Source organism: Streptomyces fradiae ATCC 10745 = DSM 40063 (assembly GCF_008704425.1).
Classification (GTDB): Bacteria; Actinomycetota; Actinomycetes; order Streptomycetales; family Streptomycetaceae; genus Streptomyces; species Streptomyces fradiae.
This window is the reverse complement of record NZ_CP023696.1, coordinates 5,012,641-5,034,056: the sequence shown is the minus strand read 5'-3', so window position 1 is coordinate 5,034,056 and position 21,416 is coordinate 5,012,641. Positions and strand designations below refer to the sequence as shown.

The following is a 21,416-nucleotide window of genomic DNA, read 5'->3' as shown; positions in this document are numbered from 1 at the left end:
CCGAACCCCGACAGCGAGGGACACCATGACCAGCACGCCCGCCCAGACCGGCGCCACCGACCTCGCCTCCCTGATCGGCAGGAGCGCCGACGTCGTCCACCGGGTCACCGACAAGGACGCGGCCACCAACTGGGGCAACGACCTGCCCGTCCTCGCCACGCCGGTCCTCCTGTGGCTGAGCGAGATCGCCGCGATGAAGGTGATCGACCCGGCCGTCACCGACCAGGACATGACGGTGGGGCTCGCGCACGACTCGGCCCACCTCGCACCGACCCCGGTCGGCGAGGAGGTGACCGTCTCGGCGACCCTGACCGGGGTGGAGGGCCGCAAGCTCGTCTTCGACGTCGTCGCACGCGACGCGGCCGCCACCGTCCTCAGCGGGCGCCACACCCGGGCGGTCATCAACCGCGCCCGCTTCACGGAGAAGCTCGCCCCCCGGCCGCGGACCACCGACCGGAGCGCGTGAGGGATCAGGCCGGCCGTCGCAGCCAGGAGTCGAGAGCCGCGTAGTCGACCTCCGTCAGCCCACGACGGGGGTCGACCCGGTGCAGCAGGGCGGGCCCCGGGTGGTGGGCGGTGACCCATGCCCGGTCGACCCCGGTGATCTCGTCGTCGACCCAGGCGAACGGACGGCCCGCCGCCCAGGAGACGAGGCCGCGGACCTTCCAGTGCAACCCGTCCCGCGCGTCCCGGTCATCGGCGTCGGACGGCTCGGGCCAGCGCACCACCGGCAGTTCCGCCAGGCCGATGAGCGGGGCGACGCACTCGTTCGCGTCGTCCGCCCACGTCGTCGCCCAGACCACGTCACAGGACAGCGCCGCCAGCCGGGGCCCGTGCGCCGGGTCGATCCGGGTCAGCAGCGGATGCGCCCCGCAGCCCGGCACGTGCCCCGTCGGATGGCTGGGGTACTCGTGGGGCTCCGCCCCGAAGGGGATGAGAGGTCCGTCGACGTCGAGGAAGAGCAGCGGACGCTGCGGGGAGCCGGTCACGGCGGCACCCTATCGACCCGGGCGGAGGGGCTCGGTCGGCGCCCGCTTCGCCGTCCCCGCGCCCCGACGGGCTCACGGACCTCCCGCGTCACGGACCTCCCGTCACGGACCACCCGTCACGGACCACCCGCCTCACGGACTACCGCGTCACAGACCGCTCGCGGCGTCATGTCCTGCCCACCGGCGGGGCGTCGGGCGGGTCCGGGGCGAAGGAGAGTGCTCCGGCGGGGCAGAGGGAGACGGCCTCCCGGGCGGCCGCCCCGGTCGGCCCGGTCCCGTACGCCGCCGCAGGACGCAGCAGGACGACGCGGCCGACCTCGGGGTCCTGGTCGAAGAGGTCCGGGGCGGTCAGCGCGCACATGCCGGCGCCCTGGCAGCGTTCCCGGTCGGCGTGGAGCACCAGTCTTCACACACTGACCGACGGGCGCCCTTCGCCATGGTCGCGACCAGCACAGACATCGGACTCACTCATCTAGCTGTCGAAGCCCAGCCCCAGCCGGTCCAGGCCGCGCAGCCAGAGGTTGCGGCGGCCGTCGCGGGTGTCGGCGCGGGCCATGGACCACTTGGTGACCCCGATGGCCGCCCACGCCAGGGGCTCCGGCGGGAACGGCAGCGGCTTGGTGCGGACCATCTCCAGCGCGGTGCGCGCGGTGCGTTCGCCCGCCAGCAGGTCCAGCATCACGTCCGCGCCGAACCGGGAGGCGCCCACGCCCAGTCCGGTGTACCCGGCGACGTACGCGACCCGGCCCCGGTGCGCCGTGCCGTAGAAGGCGGAGAAGCGGGAGCAGGTGTCGATGACACCTCCCCAGGTGTGGGTGAAGCGCACCCCCTCCAGCTGCGGGAAGCACCGGAAGAAGTGCTCGGCGAGGGTGAGGAACGTCTCGGGGCGCTGGTCCAGTTCGGCGCGGACGCGCCCGCCGAACGGGTAGACCGCGTCGTAGCCGCCCCACAGCACGCGGTTGTCGGGCGTGAGGCGGAAGTAGTGGAACTGGTTGGCGAGGTCGCCGAGGCCCTGGCGGGCGCGCCAGCCGACCGAGTCGAGCTGCGCGGCGGTGAGCGGCTCGGTCACCAGGGCGTAGTCGTAGACGGGCACGGTGTACGGGCGGGCGCGGCGGACCAGGGACGGGAAGGCGTTGGTGCCGAGGGCGACCCGGCGGGCGAGGACGCGGCCGTAGGGGGTGCGGACCGCCATGGCGGCGCCGGCGGGGGCCAGCCGCAGGCCGGGGGTGTTCTCGTACATCCGCACGCCCGCGTCGAGGCAGGCGCGCTTGAGGCCCCAGGCGAGCCTGGCCGGGTGGAGGAGGGCGACGCCGCGCCGGTCCCAGACGCCGCCGAGGAAGGTCGGCGAGTCGACCTGCGCGCGGACGGCGTCCCGGTCGAGCAGTTCCAGGCCGTCGGCGAGGCCGAGCCGGCGGGCCCGCTCGTACAGGGCGCGGACCTCGGCGAGCTGGTGGGGGCGGGTGGCGACGTCGATCTCGCCGGTGCGCTCGAAGTCGCAGTCGATGCCGTACGCGGTGACGGCCCGTTCGATCGCGTCGAGATTGCGGGCGCCGAGCTCCTCCAGCGCGGGCAGGTCGGCGGGCCAGCGGGCGAGGCCGTTGCCGAGACCGTGGGTGAGGGAGGCGGCGCAGAAGCCGCCGTTGCGGCCGGAGGCGGCCCAGCCCGCCTCCCGGCCCTCGATGAGCACGACGTCCCGTCCGGGGTCGCGCTCCTTGGCGAGCAGCGCGGTCCACAGCCCGCTGTAGCCGCCGCCGACCACGAGCAGGTCGCAGTGGTCGGTGCCGGCGAGGGCGGGCCGGGCGGCGGGCCTGCCGGGGTCCTCCAGCCAGAAGGGGGCGGGCCGGGCGTCGGTCAGCGATCGTGCGGCGGTACGCATGGCGGCTGGGGCCATGGCTTCCAACTCCCTCGGGGGTTGCGGGTTACCGGTGGGGTGTCACCGGCGGCTCCGGGTCCGCTTGCGCCGGGCGGTCAGGAACCGCGCGGCGACGACGGCGAGTACGGCCACGGCGAACATCGCCGTGCCGACGACGTTGATCTGTACGGGGGTGCCGCGCTGCGCGGAGCCCCAGACGTACATGGGGAAGGTGACGGTCGAGCCGGCGTTGAAGTTGGTGATGACGAAGTCGTCGAAGGAGAGCGCGAAGGCCAGCAGCGCGCCGGCCGCGATGCCCGGCGCCGCGATGGGCAGGGTGACCCGCAGGAACGTCTGGACGGGCCCGGCGTACAGGTCGCGGGCGGCCTCCTCCAGACGGGGGTCCATGGACATCACGCGCGCCTTGACCGCGACGACGACGAAGCTCAGGCAGAACATGACGTGGGCGACCAGGACCGTGCGGAAGCCCAGCTCGGCGCCCATGTTGAGGAAGAGGGTGAGCAGCGAGGCGGCCATCACCACCTCCGGCATGGACATCGGCAGGAAGATCAGCGCGTTGACGGCGCCGCGCGCGCGGAAGCGGTAGCGGACCAGCGCGAAGGCGATCAGCGTGCCGAGGACGGTGGCGCCGAGCGTGGCCCAGGCGGCGAGCTGGAGCGACAGGCCGAGCGCGCCGCACAGGTCGGGGACGCCGCAGGGGTCCTTCCAGGCGTCGAGCGAGAACCGCTGCCAGGTGTAGTTGAAGCGGCCGTTGGGCTGGTTGAAGGAGAAGACGAGGACGACGACGTTGGGCAGGACGAGGTAGGCCAGCGTGCACAGGCCCGCGAGGACGACGAGGTGGCGCCGTATCCAGCCCGGCACCGAGCGCGGCGCGGACCGCGGCGCCGGCCCGCGTCCGGCGGACGGCGCCGGGTGCGGCTTCGCGAGGGTCCCGGAGTGGGCCCCGGAAGGGGGTGGGGAGGCAGGCGTGGGAAGGGGCTTCGAACGCGGCATCAGACCAGCTCCTCCGTTCCGGCCCGGCGGATGTAGACCGTCACCAGGATGAGGATGGCGGCCATCAGCAGGAAGGACAGCGCCGCCGCGGTCGGGTAGTCGAGCACCCGCAGGAACTGCCCCTGGATGACGTTGCCGATCATCTTCGTGTCGGTCGACCCGAGGAGTTCGGCGTTGACGTAGTCGCCGCTCGCGGGGATGAAGGTGAGCAGGGTGCCGGCGACGACGCCCGGCATGGACAGCGGGAAGGTGACCTTGCGGAAGGTGGTGGCGGGCGAGGCGTAGAGGTCCCTGGCCGCCTCGTGGAGCCGCCCGTCGATCCGCTCCAGCGAGGTGTAGAGGGGCAGGATCATGAACGGCAGGAAGTTGTACGTCAGTCCGCAGACGACGGCGAGCGGCGTGGCCAGCACCCGGTCGCCCTCGGTCCAGCCGAGCCGGCTGGTGACGTCGAGGACGTGCAGGGCGTCGAGCGCGCCGACGACGGTCCCGCCGTCCGCGAGGATCGTCTTCCAGGCCAGCGTCCGGATGAGGAAGCTGGTGAAGAACGGCGCGATGACGAGGACCAGCAGCACGTGCCGCCAGCGCCCGGCGCGGAAGGCGATGAGGTACGCGAGCGGGTAGCCGAGCAGCAGGCACAGCAGGGTCGCGGTCCCGGCGTACAGCAGCGACCTCGCGAACTGCGGGTGGTAGTCGCGCAGGGCCTCCCAGTACGTCGGGAAGTGCCAGGTGACCTCGAAGCCCTCCTCCAGCGAGCCGGTCTGCACGGACGTGGACGCCTGGTAGACCAGCGGCAGGGCGAAGAAGACCAGCAGCCACAGGACGCCGGGCAGCAGCAGCCAGTACGGGACGAGCCGCCCGCGCCGGGGGCGCCTCGTCACGGCGGGGGCGGCCGGGGCCGCGGCGCCGGGCGGAGTGTCGGTGGCGGTCGTCACGCGGCGCCCTCCACCGTCTCGACCCCGGCCTCCGCGTCCTGCGCGGCGTCGAGGCCGAAGGTGTGGGCGGGGTTCCAGTGGAGGACGACCTCGGCGCCGGGGGCCAGGCGCGGGTCGCGTTCGATGTTCTGCTCGTAGACCTGGAGGCCGGTGCCGGCGGGTCCGTCGACGGTGTACTGGGTGGAGACGCCGATGAAGGAGGTGTCGGCGATCCGGCCGGTGAGCCGGTTGCGCCCGGCGGGCACGGTGGCGGCGTCGTCGGCGTGGGTGAGCGCGATCTTCTCCGGGCGGACGCCGACGAGGAGGGCGCCGCCGGCGCGGGCGGGGGCGGCGCAGCGGTCGGCGGGCAGGGTGAGGGCGGCGCCGCCCGCGGTGACGGCGACCTCGGCGCCGGCGCTGGTGACCCGCCCCTCGACGAGGTTGGACGTGCCGAGGAAGTTGGCGACGAAGGTGGTGCGCGGGTTGTCGTACAGCGCGGCGGGCGGGCCGAGCTGCTCGACGCGGCCGGCGTTCATCACCGCGACCGTGTCGGCCATGGTCATGGCCTCCTCCTGGTCGTGGGTGACGTGGACGAAGGTGATGCCGACCTCGGTCTGGATGCGCTTGAGCTCCAGCTGCATCTGGCGGCGCAGCTTCAGGTCGAGCGCGCCGAGCGGCTCGTCGAGGAGGAGGACGCGGGGGTGGTTGATGAGGGCGCGGGCGACGGCGACGCGCTGCTGCTGGCCGCCGGAGAGCTGGTGGGGGCGGTGGCGGGCCTTGTCGCCGAGCTGGACGAGGTCGAGCATCTCGTCGACCTGCCGCTTGACGGACTTGACGCCCCGCCGGCGCAGGCCGAAGGCGACGTTCTCGTGGACGTCGAGGTGCGGGAAGAGCGCGTACGACTGGAAGACGGTGTTCACCGGCCGCTTGTGCGGGGGCAGGTCGGTGACGTCCCGGTCGCCGAGGAGGACGGCCCCGGTGGTGGGCTCCTCCAGGCCGGCGATCATGCGCAGCGTGGTGGTCTTGCCGCAGCCGGAGGCGCCGAGGAGGGCGAAGAAGGAGCCCTCGGGGACGGTCAGGTCGAGCGGGTGGACGGCGGTGAAGGAGCCGTACGTCTTGCTGATCCCGGCGAGGCGGACGTCGCCGCCGGTGGGGGTGTCGGTCATGGGTGTGGGTCCCGGGGTCGAGGGGAGCGGATCGGGGCGGGGCTCAGGCGCCGATGAGCGCGGCGAACTTCTCCTCGAACGCCGTCTCCTCCTCGCTGGTGAGGGAGCGGAAGGCGCGCGACTTCGCGGCCATCGCCCTGTCGGGGAGGATCAGCGTGTTCGCCGCGAGCGCCGGGTCGATCCGGGCGAGCTCCGGGCGTACGCCGTCGACGGGGCAGACGTAGTTGATGTACGCCGCGAGGCGGGCGGCCACCGGGGGCTCGTAGTAGTAGTCGATGAGCTTCTCGGCGTTGGACTTGTGCCGTGCCCCGGTGGGGACCAGGAGGTTGTCGGTGGCCGTGAGGTAGCCGGCGGCCGGGACGGCGAAGCGGATGTCGGGGTTGTCGGCCTGGAGCTGGATGAGGTCGCCCGCCCAGGCGAGGCAGGCGGCCAGGTCTCCCTTGCTGAGGTCGGCGGTGTAGTCGTTGCCGGTGAAGCGGCGGATCTGCCGGGTCTCCACGCCCTTGCGGAGGCGGCCGATCGCCGCGTCGTACTGGGCGGCGGTGACCGTGCCGGGGTCCTCGCCCATGTCGAGGAGGGTCATGCCGACGGTGTCGCGCATCTCGGAGAGGAAGGCGACGCGGCCCTTCAGCTTCGGGTCGTCCAGGAGCTGGCTGACGGAGTCGACGGTGCGCCCGCCGGTGGCCTTGGCGTTGTAGGCGATGACGGTGGAGATGCCGGTCCACGGGTAGGAGTGGGCGCGGCCGGGGTCCCAGTCGGGGCGGCGGAACTGCGGGGCGAGGTTGGCGTAGGCGTGCGGCAGGTTCGCCGGGTCGAGCTTCTGGGCCCAGCCGAGGCGGATGATGCGGGCGGCGAGCCAGTCGGTGACGCAGATCAGGTCCCGCCCGGTGTCCTGGCCGGCGGCGAGCTGCGGCTTGATCTTGCCGAAGAACTCGACGTTGTCGTTGATGTCCTCGGTGTACGTGACGGTGATCCCGGTGCGCCGGGTGAACGCCTCCAGCGTCGGGCGGCGCTTCTCGTCGTCGCTGACGTCGATGTACTGCGTCCAGTTGGAGAAGGCGAGCCGCTTCTCGCGGGCCGAGTGGTCGGTGGCCGCCGGGCCCTGCCCCTCCCGCCTGGCGGGCGGGATGCCGCAGGCGCCCAGCCCGGCGGCGCCGCCGAGGGCGAGGGCGCCGGCACCCGACGCGCGCAGCAGGGAGCGGCGGGTGAGGGCTCCCCTGCCGGTCTCCAGGCTGCGCCGCATCGCGGCGCGTTGGGCCTCGGAGAGGCCGTCGGGCTCGTACTGCTCCATGCGCTGTGCCTTTCGGAGGGGTCGGGCCGCCGGGACGGGCGGCGGGCGGGTGCGCCTGCGGGCTGGGGTCCGTCGTCACCGGTCCGGTGAGGACGGTGCGGTGCCGGTCCTTCCGGGCGCCCGCGGTGTGGTCGCGCATCGCCTGCGTGACCTGCGTGTACGTCTCGAAGGAGTAGGTTGGCATGCCCTTCGCGGCGCCGGACGGGCGGTGGCCGGTTGCGGCGCCGGACGGGCGCCGTCCGTGCGGCGCCGCCCCGCCTCGGCGGCCGTGCGGAAACGTTCGTCCATGGACGCTCTTTCATGGTCCGGCCGTGATGTGGGTGCCGATCCTGGCAGAGGCCCGCACGCCCAACAAGGGATTCCGTTGTTGCCATTTGGTCAAGCGACGGATTCGGTCGGCCCTGTCGCGCCCGGTGCCGGAAAAGCCCGTACGGGGAGCGGGGGGCGGCTGCGATGCTGGCCGGCATGGAACGACGCGAAGCGCTGATCGAGCGGGTCGGCCGGGGTGACCGGGTCCGGTACCTGCACTTCTGGGGCCACCGGCCGCGCCCCGACGGGCGGCTCGGGGCGAGCTGCCTGAGCCAGTGGTGGCCGTCCCCCTTCACGGTGGACGGGGTGGAGTACGCGACGGCGGAGCACTGGATGATGGCCGCCAAGGCGCGGCTGTTCGGCGACGCGGAGGCGGAGCGGCAGGCCGTCTCGGCGGCAGACCCGGCCCTGGCGAAGAAGGCGGGGCGCCTGGTGCGCGGCTTCGACGAGGCGGTCTGGGAGCGCGAGCGGTACGGGATCGTGGTGGCCGGCAGCCGCCACAAGTTCGGGCAGAGCCCGGAGCTGGCCGGCTACCTGCTGGGCACGGGCGACCGGGTCCTGGTGGAGGCGAGCCCGATGGACCGCGTCTGGGGCATCGGCCTCGCCGCCGACGACGAGCGCGCCCACGACCCGGCCCGCTGGCGGGGGCTCAACCTGCTCGGCTTCGCCCTGATGGACGCCCGCGAGGAGCTGCGCGAGGGGTAGGCGTGGGGGCGTGCCGACGGACGCCGCCGCCGGGGCTCCGCCCGGCCCGTACGCGCCTTCCCGAGGCCCCGCCCCAAAACCGCCCGGTCCCGCCGTGCCCCGAGCGGCCCGGCACGGACACGCCCCGGCCCGGCACGCTCGGGGCGGGCCGGGCCGTGGGTGGCGTCGGAGCCGTACGGGTCAGAGGCCGGACGCCATGCCGGCGGCGCTGACCGCCACCAGGAGGAGGATGCCGGGGATGAGGACCGTCGCGATGATGCCGGTGACCAGGCCCGCCGTGGCGGCGCCCTTGTTGGTCGCCTCGCCCCGGACGGCCTTGGAGCGGCCGACCGCGCCGAAGATGATCGCGAGGATGCCGAGGAGCATGCCGAGGGGCCACAGGACGACGATCACGCCGCACACGACGCCGATGATGCCGAGCACCAGGCCGGCCGTGCCCATGCCGTTGCTGGGCTGGACGGCGGGGGCGCCGTAGCCGGGCGCGGGCGCCGCGTACGGCGAGGGCTGGGGGGCGGTCGGGTAGCCGGCCGGCGGCGGAGGGGTGGCCGGCGCCGGGTAGCCGTAGCCGGGCTGCGGCGGCTGGCCCGCGCCGTACGGGTCGGGCTGCCCGTAGCCACCGGGCTGCTGCTGGTACGGATCGGACATGAGTGGTCTCCCCTCCACGGATGCGTCGGCCCATCGTAGGGCCCGGCGATCAGGGGCGGAGCGCGGTGCCCGGCTCCGTGACGACCAGCGAGGTCGCGTAGGGGTCGTGGTCGTCCCGGCCGCCGTGCTCGGTGCTCTCGACGATCGCCCAGATCATGGCGCCCAGCACCACCGCGCCGAGCACGATGCCGAGCACACCCGTGACGATGCCCGCGGTGGCCATGGCTCCGTTGTTCGCCTCGCCCCGCTGGACGCGCTTGCGTCCGATGATGCCGAAGACCAGGGCGAGGACGCCCAGGATGATTCCGAGGCCGTACGCCCAGCACATCACCAGCGAGACGATGCCGATCACCATCGCCGCGATGCCCAGGCCGTTCGCCGGGCCCGGCCCCCACGCCGCGGCGCCGCCGTACGTCCCGTACGCGCCGGGGTAACCGCCCTGGGAGTAGCCGCCCTGGGGGTAGCCGTAGCCGCCCGGGGTGCCCGCCGCCGGGGTCGGCTGCGCCGGGTAGCCGTACGGGCCGGGCGCGGGCTGCGCGGGGCCGCCGGGCGCGACCGGGGGCGGCGGCAGCGGGTCGCCGGACGGGGCGCCGTACCCGGCGGCGGGCATCGACGTCACGGTCGGCTGGTCGTGCGGTCCGGAGGGCGGCGGGCCGCCCTTGCCGAGGCCGACCCCCGGCTGCTGGGCGGGCCGGCTCTCCGGCGGCGCCCAGGGATCGTTGCGGTCGCTGTTCTCTGGCATGAGCCTCCCCCATCGTGTCCGGCCATGCTAACGACCCGCCTACGATGAGCCGTGACCAGGGACGGATCGCCCAGACGGAGGACCTCGATGACCGACCTGCGCCCCTTCATCGCGGGCCTGCCCAAGGCGGAGCTGCACGTCCACCACGTCGGCTCGGCGTCCCCCCGGATCGTCGCGGAGCTGGCCGCCCGCCACCCCGACTCCCTGGTGCCGACGGACCCGGAGGCGCTGGCGGACTACTTCACCTTCACCGACTTCGCCCACTTCATCGACGTGTACCTGTCGGTCGTCGACCTGGTCCGCACCCCCGAGGACGTCCGGCTGCTGACGTACGAGGTGGCCCGCGACATGGCGCGGCAGAACATCCGGTACGCCGAGCTGACGATCACCCCGTACAGCTCGACCCGGCGCGGCATCGACGAGAAGGCGTTCATGGAGGCGATCGAGGACGCCCGCACGGCCGCCGAGTCCGACCTGGGCGTGATCCTGCGCTGGTGCTTCGACATCCCGGGCGAGGCCGGCCTGGAGGCCGCCGAGGAGACCGCGCGCCTCGCCGTGGACCTGCGGCCCGAGGGCCTGGTGTCGTTCGGCCTCGGCGGGCCGGAGGTCGGGGTGCCCCGGCCTCAGTTCAAGCCGTACTTCGACCGGGCCATCGCCGCCGGGCTCCACTCGGTGCCGCACGCGGGCGAGACGACCGGGCCGCAGACGATCTGGGACGCCCTGACGGAGCTGCGCGCCGAGCGCGTCGGCCACGGCACGAGCGCCCCGCGGGACCCGGCGCTCCTCGCCCACCTCGCCGAGCACCGCATCGCCCTGGAGGTCTGCCCCACCTCCAACATCGCCACCCGCGCCGTCGCCGACATCGACCGGCACCCGATCCGGGAGATGGTGGCCGCCGGGGTGCTGGTCACCGTCAACTCCGACGACCCGCCGATGTTCGGCACGGACCTGAACACCGAGTACGAGGTCGCCGCCCGCCTGCTGGAGCTGGACGAGCGCGGGGTCGCCGCCCTCGCGCGGAACGCCGTCGAGGCGTCCTTCCTCGACCCGGCGGGCAAGAGCCGGATCGCGGCGGAGATCGACGCGTACACGGACCGGTGGCTCGCCTCCTGACCCCGGCCGTGGCTCGCCGTCCTGAGACGGACCGGTGGCTCGCCGTCCTGAGACGGACCGGTGGCTCGCGTCCTGGGGCGGACCGGTGACTCGCCTCCTGACCCCGACCGCCGCGACAATGGCCCCATGCGCACCGTCACCGTCGTGGGCCACCGGGGCGACCCCTACCGGGTCCGCGAGAACACGCTCGGGTCGATCCGCTCGGCGCTGGCCCGCGGCGCGGACGCCGTGGAGATCGACGTCCGGCTGACCTGGGACGGCGTCCCGGTCCTGCTCCACGACGACACGCTGCGGCGGCTGTGGCGGGTGGACCGGCCGCTGGCCTCCCTCTCCCTCGCCGAGGTGCGGGAGCTGACCGGCCCGGAGGGCGTGCCCACCCTGCACGAGGCGCTGACCGCCGCCGCCCCGCACCGCGTGATGATCGACCTGCCGGGCGCCACCGAGCAGTCCGTGCGGGCCGTGGTCGGCGCCGTCCGCGAGTGCGACGCCGAGGACCGGGTCTACTACTGCTCCGGCGCGCCCGCCATGCTGCTGGTCCGCGCCGCCGACCCGGCCGCCGAGATCGCCCTGACGTGGACGACGCTCGCGCCGGCCCGCCCGGTGCTCATCGACGCGGTGGCGCCGCGCTGGCTCAACTACCGCTTCGGGCTGGTCAGCGCGGCGCTGGCGGACCGGGTGCACCGGGACGGGCTGCTGGTGGCCGCCTGGACGGCCGACACCCGCAGGTCGATGCGTAAGCTGATCGGCAACGGGGTGGACTCCATCACCACCAACCGCGTGGACACGCTCAACTCCGTACTGACGGGAGCCCGTACGTGACGTCCCACCACACCGGCCGCATCCGCACCGACATCGCCCACAACGCGCGCGTCTGGAACCACTGGCTGCGCGGCAAGGACAACTACCCCGTGGACCGCGCCGTCGGCGACCGCGTCACCTCCCTCCACCCCGGCATCGGCGAAGTCGCCCGCGCCGACCGGGCGTTCCTCGGCCGCGCCGTCACGTACCTGGCGGCGGAGGCGGGCATCCGGCAGTTCCTCGACATCGGCACGGGCCTGCCGACCGCCGACAACACCCACGAGGTCGCCCAGCGCGCGGCCCCCGACGCGCGGATCGTCTACGTCGACAACGACCCGATCGTGCTGACCCACGCCCGCGCCCTGCTCACCGGCACCCCGCAGGGCGCCACCGAGTACGTCGACGCGGACGCCCACGACCCGCAGGCCATCCTGGCGGCGGCCGGGAGGACCCTGGACCTGGCCCGCCCGGTGGCCGTGATGATGCTCGGCATCCTCAACTTCGTCCTCGACACGGACGAGGCCCGGCGGATCGTGCGGACCCTCATGGCGGCCGTCCCCTCCGGCAGCCACCTCGTACTGACCCACCCGACGGCCGATCCCGAGCTGGGCGGCGAGGACAACGTGGCGGCGATGGAGTTCTGGAACGCGAACGCCACCCCGCCCATCACGGCCCGCACCCGCGCGGAGTTCACCTCCTTCCTGGAGGGCCTGGAGGTGCTGGAGCCCGGCGTCGTCTCCTGCTCCCTCTGGCGGCCCGGCCCCGGCCAGCCGCCGCCGGTGGTCGCCCAGTTCGGCGCGGTCGCCCGCAAGCCCTGACGGGCGCGACCGGCCCGGCGGCGGCCGGTGCGCGCCGCCGTGCCGCACCACCGTGCGGGGTCGCGGTGGCCCGCCCCCGCACAGCCGTGCCGCGGGGGCGGGGCGCGGGCCCGGCCGGCACCGCGCCGCCCGGCGCGTCACCCGCGCGGGTGCTTTTGGGACGCGTACGCCCCTCCCGGCGCCGCCGGGCCCCCGGGGCGGGGCGGGCCGCCCGTAGGGTGTCGCTCTCCCCTCCCCCCGCACCCGTACGGAGCCGGCCTTGCACGTCCGCGAGCACACCCGCGCACGCCCGTCGAACGACATCGCGGTCACCGGCGTCGGTCTGGTCACCCCCGCCGGACGGGACGCGGAGAGCACCTGGGACGGGCTGATGGACGGCTTCCCCACGGCCCGGCGGGACCCCGAACTGGCCGGGCTGCCGGTCGACTTCTCCTGCCGGGCCGCCGGGGCCGGTTTCGAGGGGGCGACGCCGCTGGTGCTGGCGGCCGCGCGGGAGGCGGTGGCCGACGCGGGCCTGGGGTCCGGGTCCTGGGACGGGGCGCGGATCGCGGTGGTGCTGGGAGCGGGCGGCGCCGCGCCGGGCCTCGGAGGGGCGGGACGCGAGGTGTGCGCCCAGACGGTCGGCGCGGACCTGGGCGCGCTCGGGCCCGGTTTCGTCACCTCGGGCGGGTGCGGCGCGGGGGTGACGGCCATCGGCGTGGCGCGTGAGCTGCTGCGGTCGGGCGCCTGCGACGTCGCCGTGGCGGGCGCGGGCGACACCGTGCGGGGCCGCACGGTCGCGGCCGGGCTGGGCCGGGCCGGTGCGCTGTCGTCCCGTACGCACGACCCGGCGGGCGCGTCCCGGCCGTTCGACGCGGAGCGGGACGGGTTCGTGCTCGGCGAGGGCGCGGGGGTGCTGGTGCTGGAGAGGGTGGTGGACGCGCGGGCCCGGCGGGCGCGGCTGCGGGCGGTGCTCGCCGGGTACGGCGCGGCGGCGGAGGGGTGCGGCGCGGCCGGCGCGGGGCCGGGCGGCACCGGCCGGGTGGGCGTGGACGCGCGGGGGCGGGGCGTGGAGCGGGCGGTGCTGGCGGCGTTCGCGGACGCGGACCTGGGCCCGGAGGACGTGGACCATGTGAACGCGCACGGCAGCGGGGGGCTGGGGGACGACCTGGCGGAGGCGCGGATGCTGCGGCGGGTGTTCCGGGGGGCGCCGCCGCCGGTGACGGCGGTCAAGGGCGTCCTGGGCCACGCGGGCGGCGGCGCGGGCGCGGTGGAGGCGGCCTGCGCGGTGCTGACGCTCGGGCACCAGGCGATCCCGCCGACGGCCAACCTGGACCGGCTGGACCCGGAGATCGAGCTGGACGTGGTGGTGAAGTCGCCGCGCCGCCGTCCCGTGCGGGCGGCGCTGAGCACGTCCTTCGGCCTGGGCGGCCAGAACACGGCGCTGCTGCTCAGGGCGGTGTGACGCCGCCCCCGGGTGCGGCGGTGCGACGCCGCACCCGGGCGGTGCGGGATGCGTCGCCCGGCGGGCCCGGAGGGCGTCCGGCGTTCCGGGAGCCACCGGGTCCGCCCCGCGGCGACGGCCGGGGGCGGCGGCGGTGGCGCGGGCCCGGGGCCGGGGCCGGGGCCCTGGGCACCGCGGGGGCTCGCGTCCCCGGACGTCGCGGGGGCCGGCCCGCGGGGCGGCGCACGGAAGGGCGGCCCCCCGCGGCGGGGGGCCGCCCTTCCGTGCGCGGTGCGGCGGGACGCCGGGCCGGACGCCGGCCCGCGGGGCGTCAGCCCAGGGACGTCATGACGTGCTTGATGCGGGTGTAGTCCTCGAAGCCGTAGGCCGACAGGTCCTTGCCGTAGCCGGACTTCTTGAAGCCGCCGTGCGGCATCTCGGCGACCAGCGGGATGTGGGTGTTGATCCACACGCAGCCGAAGTCGAGCGCCTTGGACATGCGCATCGCGCGCGCGTGGTCCTTGGTCCACACGGAGGAGGCGAGGGCGTACTCGACGCCGTTCGCGTACTCCAGCGCCTGCTCCTCGTCGCGGAAGGACTGGACCGTGATGACGGGGCCGAAGACCTCGTTCTGGACGATCTCGTCGTCCTGGCGGAGGCCGGAGACGACGGTCGGGGCGTAGAAGTAGCCCTTGTCGCCGACGCGGTGGCCGCCGGCCTCCACCTTGGCGTGCGCCGGGAGGCGGTCGATGAAGCCGCTGACCTGCTTGAGCTGGTTGGCGTTGTTCAGCGGGCCGTACAGCGCGTCCTCGTCGCCGGGCGCGCCGGTCCTCGTGCCGGCGGCGGCCTTGGCGAGGGCGGCGACGAACTCGTCGTGGATCGACTCGTGGACCAGTACGCGGGTGGCGGCGGTGCAGTCCTGGCCGGCGTTGAAGAAGCCCGCGACGGAGATGTCCTCGACGGCCTTCTCGACGTCGGCGTCCTCGAAGACGACGACCGGCGCCTTGCCGCCCAGCTCCAGGTGGACGCGCTTGACGTCCTTGGCGGCGGACTCGGCGACCTGCATGCCGGCGCGCACCGAGCCGGTGATGGAGGCCATGGCCGGGGTGGCGTGCTCGACCATCATGCGGCCGGTGTCGCGGTCGCCGCAGACGACGTTGAAGACGCCCTTGGGCAGGACGGAGCCGATGATCTCGGCGATGAGGACCGTCGAGGCGGGCGTCGTGTCGGAGGGCTTGAGGACGACGGTGTTGCCCGCGGCGAGGGCCGGGGCGAACTTCCACACGGCCATCATCATCGGGTAGTTCCACGGCGCGACCTGGGCGCAGACGCCGACGGGCTCACGGCGCACGATGGAGGTCATGCCCTCCATGTACTCGCCCGCGGAGCGGCCCTCCAGCAGCCGGGCGGCGCCCGCGAAGAAGCGGATCTGGTCGACCATCGGGGGCACCTCCTCGGTCCGGGTGAGACCGAAGGGCTTGCCGGTGTTCTCGCACTCGGCGGCGACCAGGTCCTCGGCGCGCTCCTCGAAGGCGTCGGCGATCTTCAGCAGGGCGCGCTGGCGCTCGGCGGGGGTGGCGTCCCGCCAGGCGGGGAACGCGGCGGCGGCTGCCTCCATGGCGGCGTCCACGTCGGCCTGGCCCGACAGCGGGGAGGTGGCGTAGACCTCCCCGGTGGCGGGGTTGACGACGTCGATGGTCCGGCCGTCGGCGGCATCCCGGAACTCGCCGTTGATGTAGTTGCGCAGACGACGCAGCTCGGTGGTCACGTGGCCACCCCTCCTGTCGGTTTCGGTGTTCCTGTCCCACTCTCCGGGCCCGCGTGGTCGATATCCGGTGAGTGGACCACCAGCCTAGTCGCTGGTCCCACGTTTTCGACAGGCCCGACGCTCCACAACTACGGATTCAGTGAGATCGAAGACCCCAGACAACGAATTTCATCAGCAGCGGGTTGCGAAACCGACGAGTCCCGGTGCACAGTGAGGACGTGGCCAGCCGAAGCGCAGACTCCAGGACCGGCAGCGGATCGTCCCCCGCGATCGACTCCGTGTCCCTGGCGATCATCGAACAGCTCCAGGAGGACGGACGCCGTCCCTACGCCGCCATCGGCAAGGCCGTGGGCCTGTCCGAGGCGGCCGTCCGGCAGCGCGTCCAGAAGCTCCTCGACCAGAACGTCATGCAGATCGTCGCCGTCACCGACCCGCTCACCGTGGGCTTCCGGCGCCAGGCGATGCTCGGCATCAACGTCGAGGGCGACGTCGATCCCGTCGCCGACGCGCTGGCGGCCATGCCCGAGTGCGAGTACGTGGTGCTGACCGCGGGCTCCTTCGACCTGATGGTGGAGGTCGTCTGCGAGGACGACGACCACCTGCTGGACGTGATCAACAAACGCGTGCGCACCCTCCCCGGCGTGCGCTCCACCGAGAGCTTCGTCTACCTCAAGCTCAAGAAGCAGACCTACATGTGGGGAACCCGATAGCCGTGAGCAACTCCCGCAGCGACCTCTCCCAGTCCGCCTACGACCACCTGTGGATGCACTTCACCCGCATGTCGTCGTACGAGAACAGCCCCGTGCCGACCATCGTCCGCGGCGAGGGCACCTACGTCTACGACGACAAGGGCAAGCGCTACCTCGACGGCCTCGCCGGCCTCTTCGTCGTCCAGGCCGGCCACGGGCGCACCGAGCTCGCCGAGACCGCGTACAAGCAGGCGCAGGAGCTCGCGTTCTTCCCCGTGTGGTCCTACGCCCACCCCCGCGCGGTCGAGCTGGCCGAGCGCCTGGCCCACCACGCCCCCGGCGATCTGAACAAGGTCTTCTTCACCACCGGCGGCGGCGAGGCCGTCGAGACCGCCTGGAAGCTGGCGAAGCAGTACTTCAAGCTCGTCGGCAAGCCGACCAAGCACAAGGTGATCTCCCGCGCCGTCGCCTACCACGGCACCCCGCAGGGCGCCCTGTCCATCACCGGCCTGCCCGGTCTGAAGGCCCCCTTCGAGCCGCTCGTGCCCGGCGCCCACAAGGTGCCGAACACCAACATCTACCGCGCCCCGCTCTTCGGGGACGACCCGGAGGCCTTCGGCCGCTGGGCCGCGGACCAGATCGAGCAGCAGATCCTCTTCGAGGGCCCCGACACCGTCGCCGCGGTCTTCCTGGAGCCGGTGCAGAACGCCGGCGGCTGCTTCCCCCCGCCGCCCGGTTACTTCCAGCGGGTCCGCGAGATCTGCGACCGGCACGACGTGCTGCTCGTCTCCGACGAGGTCATCTGCGCCTTCGGCCGGCTCGGCACGATGTTCGCCTGCGACAAGTTCGACTACGTGCCGGACATGATCACCTGCGCCAAGGGCATGACCTCCGGGTACTCCCCCATCGGCGCGTGCATCATCTCCGACCGCCTGGCGGAGCCCTTCTACAAGGGCGACAACACCTTCCTGCACGGCTACACCTTCGGCGGCCACCCGGTCTCCGCCGCGGTCGGCCTCGCCAACCTCGACATCTTCGAGCGCGAGAACCTCAACCAGCACGTCCTGGACAACGAGGGCGCCTTCCGCGCGACGCTGGAGAAGCTGCACGACCTGCCCATCGTCGGCGACGTGCGCGGCAACGGCTTCTTCTACGGCATCGAGCTGGTGAAGGACAAGCAGACCAAGGAGTCCTTCGACGCGGACGAGACCGAGCGCGTGCTGTACGGGTTCCTCTCCAAGGCGCTGTTCGACAACGGGCTCTACTGCCGGGCCGACGACCGCGGCGACCCGGTCGTCCAGCTCGCCCCGCCGCTGATCTCCGACCAGTCGACGTTCGACGAGATCGAGCAGATCCTCCGGGCCACCCTCACCGAGGCCTGGACGAAGCTCTGACCGGTCCTCCGATCGCCCCCGCCCTGGCCGATCGGAGCCGGACGTCGGCCGGCCGCGGCCCGGATTCACCCACGCGGGTGCATCCGGGCCGCGGCCGTTTCCCGTTCCGGCGCCATCCCGTGGGGGCCCGGCGACCCGCGTGTTATGTTCCGACCGGTTCGGGGGGGCGTCCGTAGGCTCCGAGCTGATCCGAGGGGATGAGGAACATGGTGGCCCCGCCCGACAACGACGTGCTGTGGGCGCGTTCCCTGCACCACACGCACGACGGCTCCCCCGCACTCCTGGGCGTCTCGCTCGGCGTCCGCGACGGCGAGATCCTCGCCGTCCAGGGTCCTCGCGGCAGTGGAAAAACGACACTGCTGCGCTGCCTGTCCGGCCAGACCGTCCCCGACGAGGGCGAGGTCTGGTTCAACAGCGCCCCCGTCCACACCATGAGCGGCCCCGCGCGCGAACGGCTCCGCCGGGACCGCTTCGCCTGGATCGACCCCGGGCCCTCCCTCGTACCCGAGCTGACCGCGTGGGAGAACGCCGCCCTGCCGCTGCTGCTGCGCGGCACGCCGCACCGCGCCGCCAAGGCCGCCGCCCTGGAATGGCTGGAGCGCCTCGACATCGGCGCCTGCGCCGGGCGCCGGCCGCGCGCCCTCCTCCAGGCCCAGCGGCAGCGGGTCGCCGTCGCCCGCGCGCTGGCCGCGCAGCCCGCCGTCCTCTTCGCCGACGAGCCGACCGCCGCCCTCCACACGGCCGACGGGCGGCAGGTGCTGCGCACCCTCACCAGCGCGGCCCGCTCCCACCGCCTCACCGTCGTCCTCGCCACCCACGACGCGGAGGTCGCCGCCCTCGCCGACCGCACCGTCGCCCTGCTCGACGGACGGCGCGTCACCTCCGTGACGGCCACCGAGCCGGAGGGGCGGGACACGTGCTCGCTCTCCGTCTGACCCGCGGCGCCCACCCCTTCCTGCTGGTACGGCGGCTGCTCGTGGCCGCCGCCGCGGCCGGGGCGGGCCTCCTGCTGCTGTGCGTCCTCGGCTACGCCGTGGCCCACCCCGACCGGCCGTACGCCTCCGCGCTGCGGCTCGCCTGGTGCGCGCCGCCGCTCGCCGCCTGTGCGCACCTGGCCGTCGCCGTCGCCCGTACGGACCCGGCCACCCGGCCCCGGCCCGGCCTCTGTGCCCTCGGGCTCGGTCCCGTCCGGCTCACCGCCCTCGCCGCCGCGTCCACCGCCGTCGCCTGCACGCTCGGCTCGGCGCTGGCCCTCCTGGTCTTCCTGTACCTGCGCGGCGACCTGGCCGGGCTGCCCTTCGGCGGCGCCGCGGCCGAACCGCTGGGCGCCGGGCGGCCGCTGCCCCTGCCGGCGGCGCTGACGCTGCTGGCGCTCGTGCCCGCCGCCGCGTCGGCCGCCGTCGCGCTGGCCCTGCGGCCCGCCGGGCGGCGCCGTGCGGGCGGCGGTGGGCGGGCCGCCGGGACCGGGGCCGCGCCGGACACCGGCGGGACGGCGCCCGCGACCGCCGCGGCGCGCGGCCCGTTCGCCCCGGCGCCCGCGCCGACCGGGCTGCCGTGGGGCGTCGCCCTGATGGCGGCGGGCCTCGCGCTGGGGATGCACGGGGCGCGGGACACCGGCGGCGCCCTGCCCCTGCCGGGGGGCGTGCCCGGCAGCCCCGCCCCCGTGCTGGCGGGCTGGGCGCTCCTCGCGCTGGGCCTGGTCGTGACCGGACCCGGCCTCACCCACCTGTGCGGGCGGCTCCTCCAGGCGTACCGGCCGGGCGCGGCCCGGCTGCTGGCGGGGCGGACGCTGATGGCCGAGGCCCGCCGCCTGGGCCGGCCGCTCGGCGTGCTCTGCGCGGTCCTGGCGGCGGGGCTCACGGCGAGCAGCCTGTACGCCGCGACCGACGCGCGCCCGTTCGGCCCGCTGTCCGGGCTCGGCGCGACGGTCGTCCTGGCCTGCTCGGTGGCGGCCGTGCTCGTCGCCGCCGTGGAGACCCGGCAGCTGCGGGCCGGTACGACGTCCGCGCTGCTCCGGATCGGCGCCCCGGCGGGGCTGCTGCGCTCGGCCGCGCTGCTGCGCGCGGGGGCGCTGCTGGCGGCCTTCGCCCCGCTGACCTGGCTGGCGGCCACCCTGACGGCCCTGCCGCTGCGGGGCTGAGGCGCGCTGGGCCGGTGCCGGCCGGGTCAGAAGGTGATGACCCGGTCGGCCCACAGGGTCCAGTCGGTGAGCTCGTCGAGGGTGGAGCGACGGGCTCCCTCGACGAGCTGCGCCCCGGTGAGCCCCCGGGCGTCCACGCAGGTCCCGCAGCAGCCCGTCACGGCGCCGTGCCGGGCGGCGGCCGCGAGCATCCGGTCCAGGCGGTAGTGGCCCTCGGGCACCTCCTGCCCCCGCACCGCGCAGCCGACGGCGTCGCCGAGCAGGAAGACGCGGACCTCGGCGTCCGGCCGCCGGGCGAGGGAGCCGGCCAGGCGGACGGCGTTCCAGGAGCGCTCGGTGCCGTAGGGCGGGTCGTTGGCGATGATCAGGACATGGCGGGCCACGGGTGCCTCCGATGTGCGCACGGTTCCCCCGCCCCATCCGTACCGCGCTCCCGGCCCCCGCCGCCCCGGCGGGCGCGGTGGGCGCCCGGATGGCGGTACGGCCGGGCCGTGGGCGTACGGGAGGGCCGCCGGTGGTCGGCGGCCGGCCGTCGGGCGGGAGGGCGCCGGCGTGGGCCATCCGCCGTCAGCGGGCGGGCGCCGGTGAGAAGCGGGCGGGCGCCGGTGAGAGGGGCCCGCCGTCAGCCCAGGACGACGACCTCGTCCGGACTGAACACGGCCCCGACCGTCGCCCCCGGCTCCGGGGCGTCCCGCAGGGCGCACTCGGCCTCCAGCACCGGCGCGTCCGCGTCGGCGGGCCGCAGCAGGACCGCCACGTGGTGGCCCCGGAACGTACGCCCCTCGACCGTGCACCGCAGCCCCTCCGCCGCGTCCCCCAGCCGTACGCCCGCGGGCCGCACCAGCAGCCGGGCGGCGCCCTGCGGGGTGCCGGGCGGGACGGGCACCTTGCCCCACACGGTGTCGGCGGCGTCACCGCTCACGGTCGCGGCGACCACGTTGTCGAAGCCCAGGAAGCGCGCCACGAACTCGGACGCGGGCCGCTGCCACACCTCCAGCGGCGTGCCCGCCTGGGCGACGCGCCCCTCTCGCATGACGACCACCCGGTCGGCCAGCGCGAACGCCTCGGCCTGGTCGTGGGTGACGGCCAGCACGGTCGTGCCGAGCCGCCCGAACAGCCCGCGCAGCTCCGTGACCAGCCGCTCCCGCAGCCCCCGGTCGAGCTGGCCGAGCGGCTCGTCCAGCATCAGCAGCCGCGGGCCCGGGGCGAGCGCGCGGGCCAGCGCCACGCGCTGCTGCTCGCCGCCGGACAGCGCGGCGACCGGGCGGCGCCCCGCGCCCGGCAGGCCCACCAGGTCCAGCAGCTCGGCGACCCGCGCCTCCCGCTCGGCGCGCGGCACCCGGCGCATCCGCAACCCGAACGCGATGTTCCCCGCCACGTCGGCCTGCGGGAACAGCTGGTGGTCCTGGAACATCAGCCCGACCCCGCGCCGGTGCACCGGCACCCCCGCCTGGTCGGCCCCGGCCAGCAGGACCCGGCCCGCGTCGGCGGGCTGCAGCCCCGCGACGACCCGCAGCAGCGTCGACTTGCCGCTGCCGCTCGGGCCGAGCACGCACACGATCTCGTGCTCGGCGACCTCCAGGTCCACCGCGTCCAGCGCGGTGCGGGTGCCGAAGCGCACGGTGACGCCGTCCAGCCGCAGCAGCATC

22 protein-coding genes are annotated in these 21,416 nt (G+C 74.9%); 10 read left to right on the top strand and 12 right to left on the bottom strand.

The genetic code is table 11. The features are described 5' to 3' along the window. The first annotated feature begins 25 nt into the window (after positions 1-25). Positions 26-466: a thioesterase family protein gene (locus CP974_RS22570; protein WP_051839316.1), complete on the top strand. Its 441-nt coding sequence runs from the start codon at positions 26-28 to the stop codon at positions 464-466. Positions 467-470: 4 nt separating this feature from the next. Here the strand turns inward: CP974_RS22570 and CP974_RS22565 are convergent, their stop codons facing one another. The 7 genes from CP974_RS22565 to CP974_RS22535 all read right to left on the bottom strand — a co-directional run bounded on the left by CP974_RS22565 (position 471) and on the right by CP974_RS22535 (position 7,223). Beyond that, on the bottom strand, positions 471-989 hold the full coding sequence (locus CP974_RS22565) for an HAD domain-containing protein (protein WP_031130835.1): 519 nt from the start codon (positions 987-989) through the stop codon (positions 471-473). Between the two features lie 166 nt (positions 990-1,155). After that, on the bottom strand, positions 1,156-1,389 hold the full coding sequence (locus CP974_RS22560; protein ID WP_373276749.1) for a ferredoxin: 234 nt from the start codon (positions 1,387-1,389) through the stop codon (positions 1,156-1,158). A gap of 72 nt (positions 1,390-1,461) precedes the next feature. Continuing rightward, a complete protein-coding gene (locus CP974_RS22555; protein ID WP_031130832.1) occupies positions 1,462-2,880 on the bottom strand; it encodes an NAD(P)/FAD-dependent oxidoreductase in 1,419 nt (472 codons plus the stop codon). A gap of 42 nt (positions 2,881-2,922) precedes the next feature. Next, entirely contained in the window at positions 2,923-3,723 is an 801-nt protein-coding gene (locus CP974_RS22550) for an ABC transporter permease (protein ID WP_031130830.1), read from the bottom strand. Positions 3,724-3,854: 131 nt separating this feature from the next. Next, positions 3,855-4,787 carry an ABC transporter permease gene (locus CP974_RS22545; RefSeq protein ID WP_031130828.1) on the bottom strand — a complete coding sequence of 311 codons (933 nt, stop codon included), beginning with the start codon at positions 4,785-4,787 and terminating at the stop codon, positions 3,855-3,857. Beyond that, a complete protein-coding gene (locus CP974_RS22540; RefSeq protein ID WP_031130826.1) occupies positions 4,784-5,932 on the bottom strand; it encodes an ABC transporter ATP-binding protein in 1,149 nt (382 codons plus the stop codon). Before CP974_RS22540 ends, CP974_RS22545 begins: the two co-directional genes overlap by 4 nt. 43 nt (positions 5,933-5,975) lie before the next feature. Beyond that, positions 5,976-7,223 (bottom strand): polyamine ABC transporter substrate-binding protein, encoded by a 1,248-nt coding sequence (locus CP974_RS22535; protein WP_031130825.1) that lies wholly within the window; start codon positions 7,221-7,223, stop codon positions 5,976-5,978. Positions 7,224-7,688: 465 nt separating this feature from the next. On the opposite strand from CP974_RS22535, the gene ybiA reads away from it, so the two are divergent. Further along, on the top strand, positions 7,689-8,237 hold the full coding sequence (ybiA, locus tag CP974_RS22530; RefSeq protein WP_031130823.1) for a riboflavin biosynthesis intermediates N-glycosidase: 549 nt from the start codon (positions 7,689-7,691) through the stop codon (positions 8,235-8,237). 180 nt (positions 8,238-8,417) lie between these two features. Here the strand turns inward: ybiA and CP974_RS22525 are convergent, their stop codons facing one another. Further along, positions 8,418-8,882: a DUF4190 domain-containing protein gene (locus tag CP974_RS22525; protein WP_037937658.1), complete on the bottom strand. Its 465-nt coding sequence runs from the start codon at positions 8,880-8,882 to the stop codon at positions 8,418-8,420. Positions 8,883-8,931: 49 nt separating this feature from the next. Then, entirely contained in the window at positions 8,932-9,624 is a 693-nt protein-coding gene (locus tag CP974_RS22520; protein ID WP_031130819.1) for a DUF4190 domain-containing protein, read from the bottom strand. Positions 9,625-9,711: 87 nt separating this feature from the next. Here CP974_RS22520 and CP974_RS22515 point away from each other — a divergent pair, with 87 nt between their 5' ends. The 4 genes from CP974_RS22515 (at position 9,712) to CP974_RS22500 (ending at position 13,797) form a co-directional block, all read left to right on the top strand. Further along, a complete protein-coding gene (locus tag CP974_RS22515) occupies positions 9,712-10,737 on the top strand; it encodes an adenosine deaminase (protein ID WP_031130817.1) in 1,026 nt (341 codons plus the stop codon). A 126-nt stretch (positions 10,738-10,863) separates the two neighbouring features. Continuing rightward, positions 10,864-11,556 carry a glycerophosphodiester phosphodiesterase gene (locus tag CP974_RS22510; protein WP_031130815.1) on the top strand — a complete coding sequence of 231 codons (693 nt, stop codon included), beginning with the start codon at positions 10,864-10,866 and terminating at the stop codon, positions 11,554-11,556. Beyond that, on the top strand, positions 11,553-12,353 hold the full coding sequence (locus CP974_RS22505) for an SAM-dependent methyltransferase (RefSeq protein WP_031130814.1): 801 nt from the start codon (positions 11,553-11,555) through the stop codon (positions 12,351-12,353). The genes CP974_RS22510 and CP974_RS22505 overlap by 4 nt, the downstream gene beginning before the upstream one ends. A gap of 259 nt (positions 12,354-12,612) precedes the next feature. Continuing rightward, entirely contained in the window at positions 12,613-13,797 is a 1,185-nt protein-coding gene (locus tag CP974_RS22500) for a beta-ketoacyl synthase N-terminal-like domain-containing protein (protein WP_051839313.1), read from the top strand. 310 nt (positions 13,798-14,107) lie between these two features. Here the strand turns inward: CP974_RS22500 and CP974_RS22495 are convergent, their stop codons facing one another. Next, entirely contained in the window at positions 14,108-15,544 is a 1,437-nt protein-coding gene (locus CP974_RS22495) for a gamma-aminobutyraldehyde dehydrogenase (RefSeq protein WP_031136364.1), read from the bottom strand. Between the two features lie 218 nt (positions 15,545-15,762). On the opposite strand from CP974_RS22495, the gene CP974_RS22490 reads away from it, so the two are divergent. From CP974_RS22490 to CP974_RS22475, 4 genes are all read left to right on the top strand, one after another. Further along, positions 15,763-16,254: an Lrp/AsnC family transcriptional regulator gene (locus tag CP974_RS22490; RefSeq protein WP_031136362.1), complete on the top strand. Its 492-nt coding sequence runs from the start codon at positions 15,763-15,765 to the stop codon at positions 16,252-16,254. Positions 16,255-16,256: 2 nt separating this feature from the next. Then, on the top strand, positions 16,257-17,627 hold the full coding sequence (locus CP974_RS22485) for an aspartate aminotransferase family protein (protein ID WP_031136360.1): 1,371 nt from the start codon (positions 16,257-16,259) through the stop codon (positions 17,625-17,627). A 206-nt stretch (positions 17,628-17,833) separates the two neighbouring features. After that, on the top strand, positions 17,834-18,562 hold the full coding sequence (locus CP974_RS22480) for an ABC transporter ATP-binding protein (protein ID WP_031136358.1): 729 nt from the start codon (positions 17,834-17,836) through the stop codon (positions 18,560-18,562). Next, positions 18,544-19,767, top strand: coding sequence for a hypothetical protein (locus tag CP974_RS22475; RefSeq protein ID WP_085921355.1), 1,224 nt, complete (start codon positions 18,544-18,546; stop codon positions 19,765-19,767). Before CP974_RS22480 ends, CP974_RS22475 begins: the two co-directional genes overlap by 19 nt. A 26-nt stretch (positions 19,768-19,793) precedes the next feature. Here the strand turns inward: CP974_RS22475 and CP974_RS22470 are convergent, their stop codons facing one another. Together CP974_RS22470 and CP974_RS22465 are read right to left on the bottom strand one after the other, a co-directional pair. Further along, complete coding sequence (locus CP974_RS22470; RefSeq protein ID WP_031133781.1) at positions 19,794-20,150, bottom strand: DsrE/DsrF/TusD sulfur relay family protein; 357 nt, start codon at positions 20,148-20,150, stop codon at positions 19,794-19,796. A 239-nt stretch (positions 20,151-20,389) separates the two neighbouring features. Further along, a complete protein-coding gene (locus tag CP974_RS22465; RefSeq protein WP_031133783.1) occupies positions 20,390-21,415 on the bottom strand; it encodes an ABC transporter ATP-binding protein in 1,026 nt (341 codons plus the stop codon). Position 21,416: the final 1 nt, after the last annotated feature.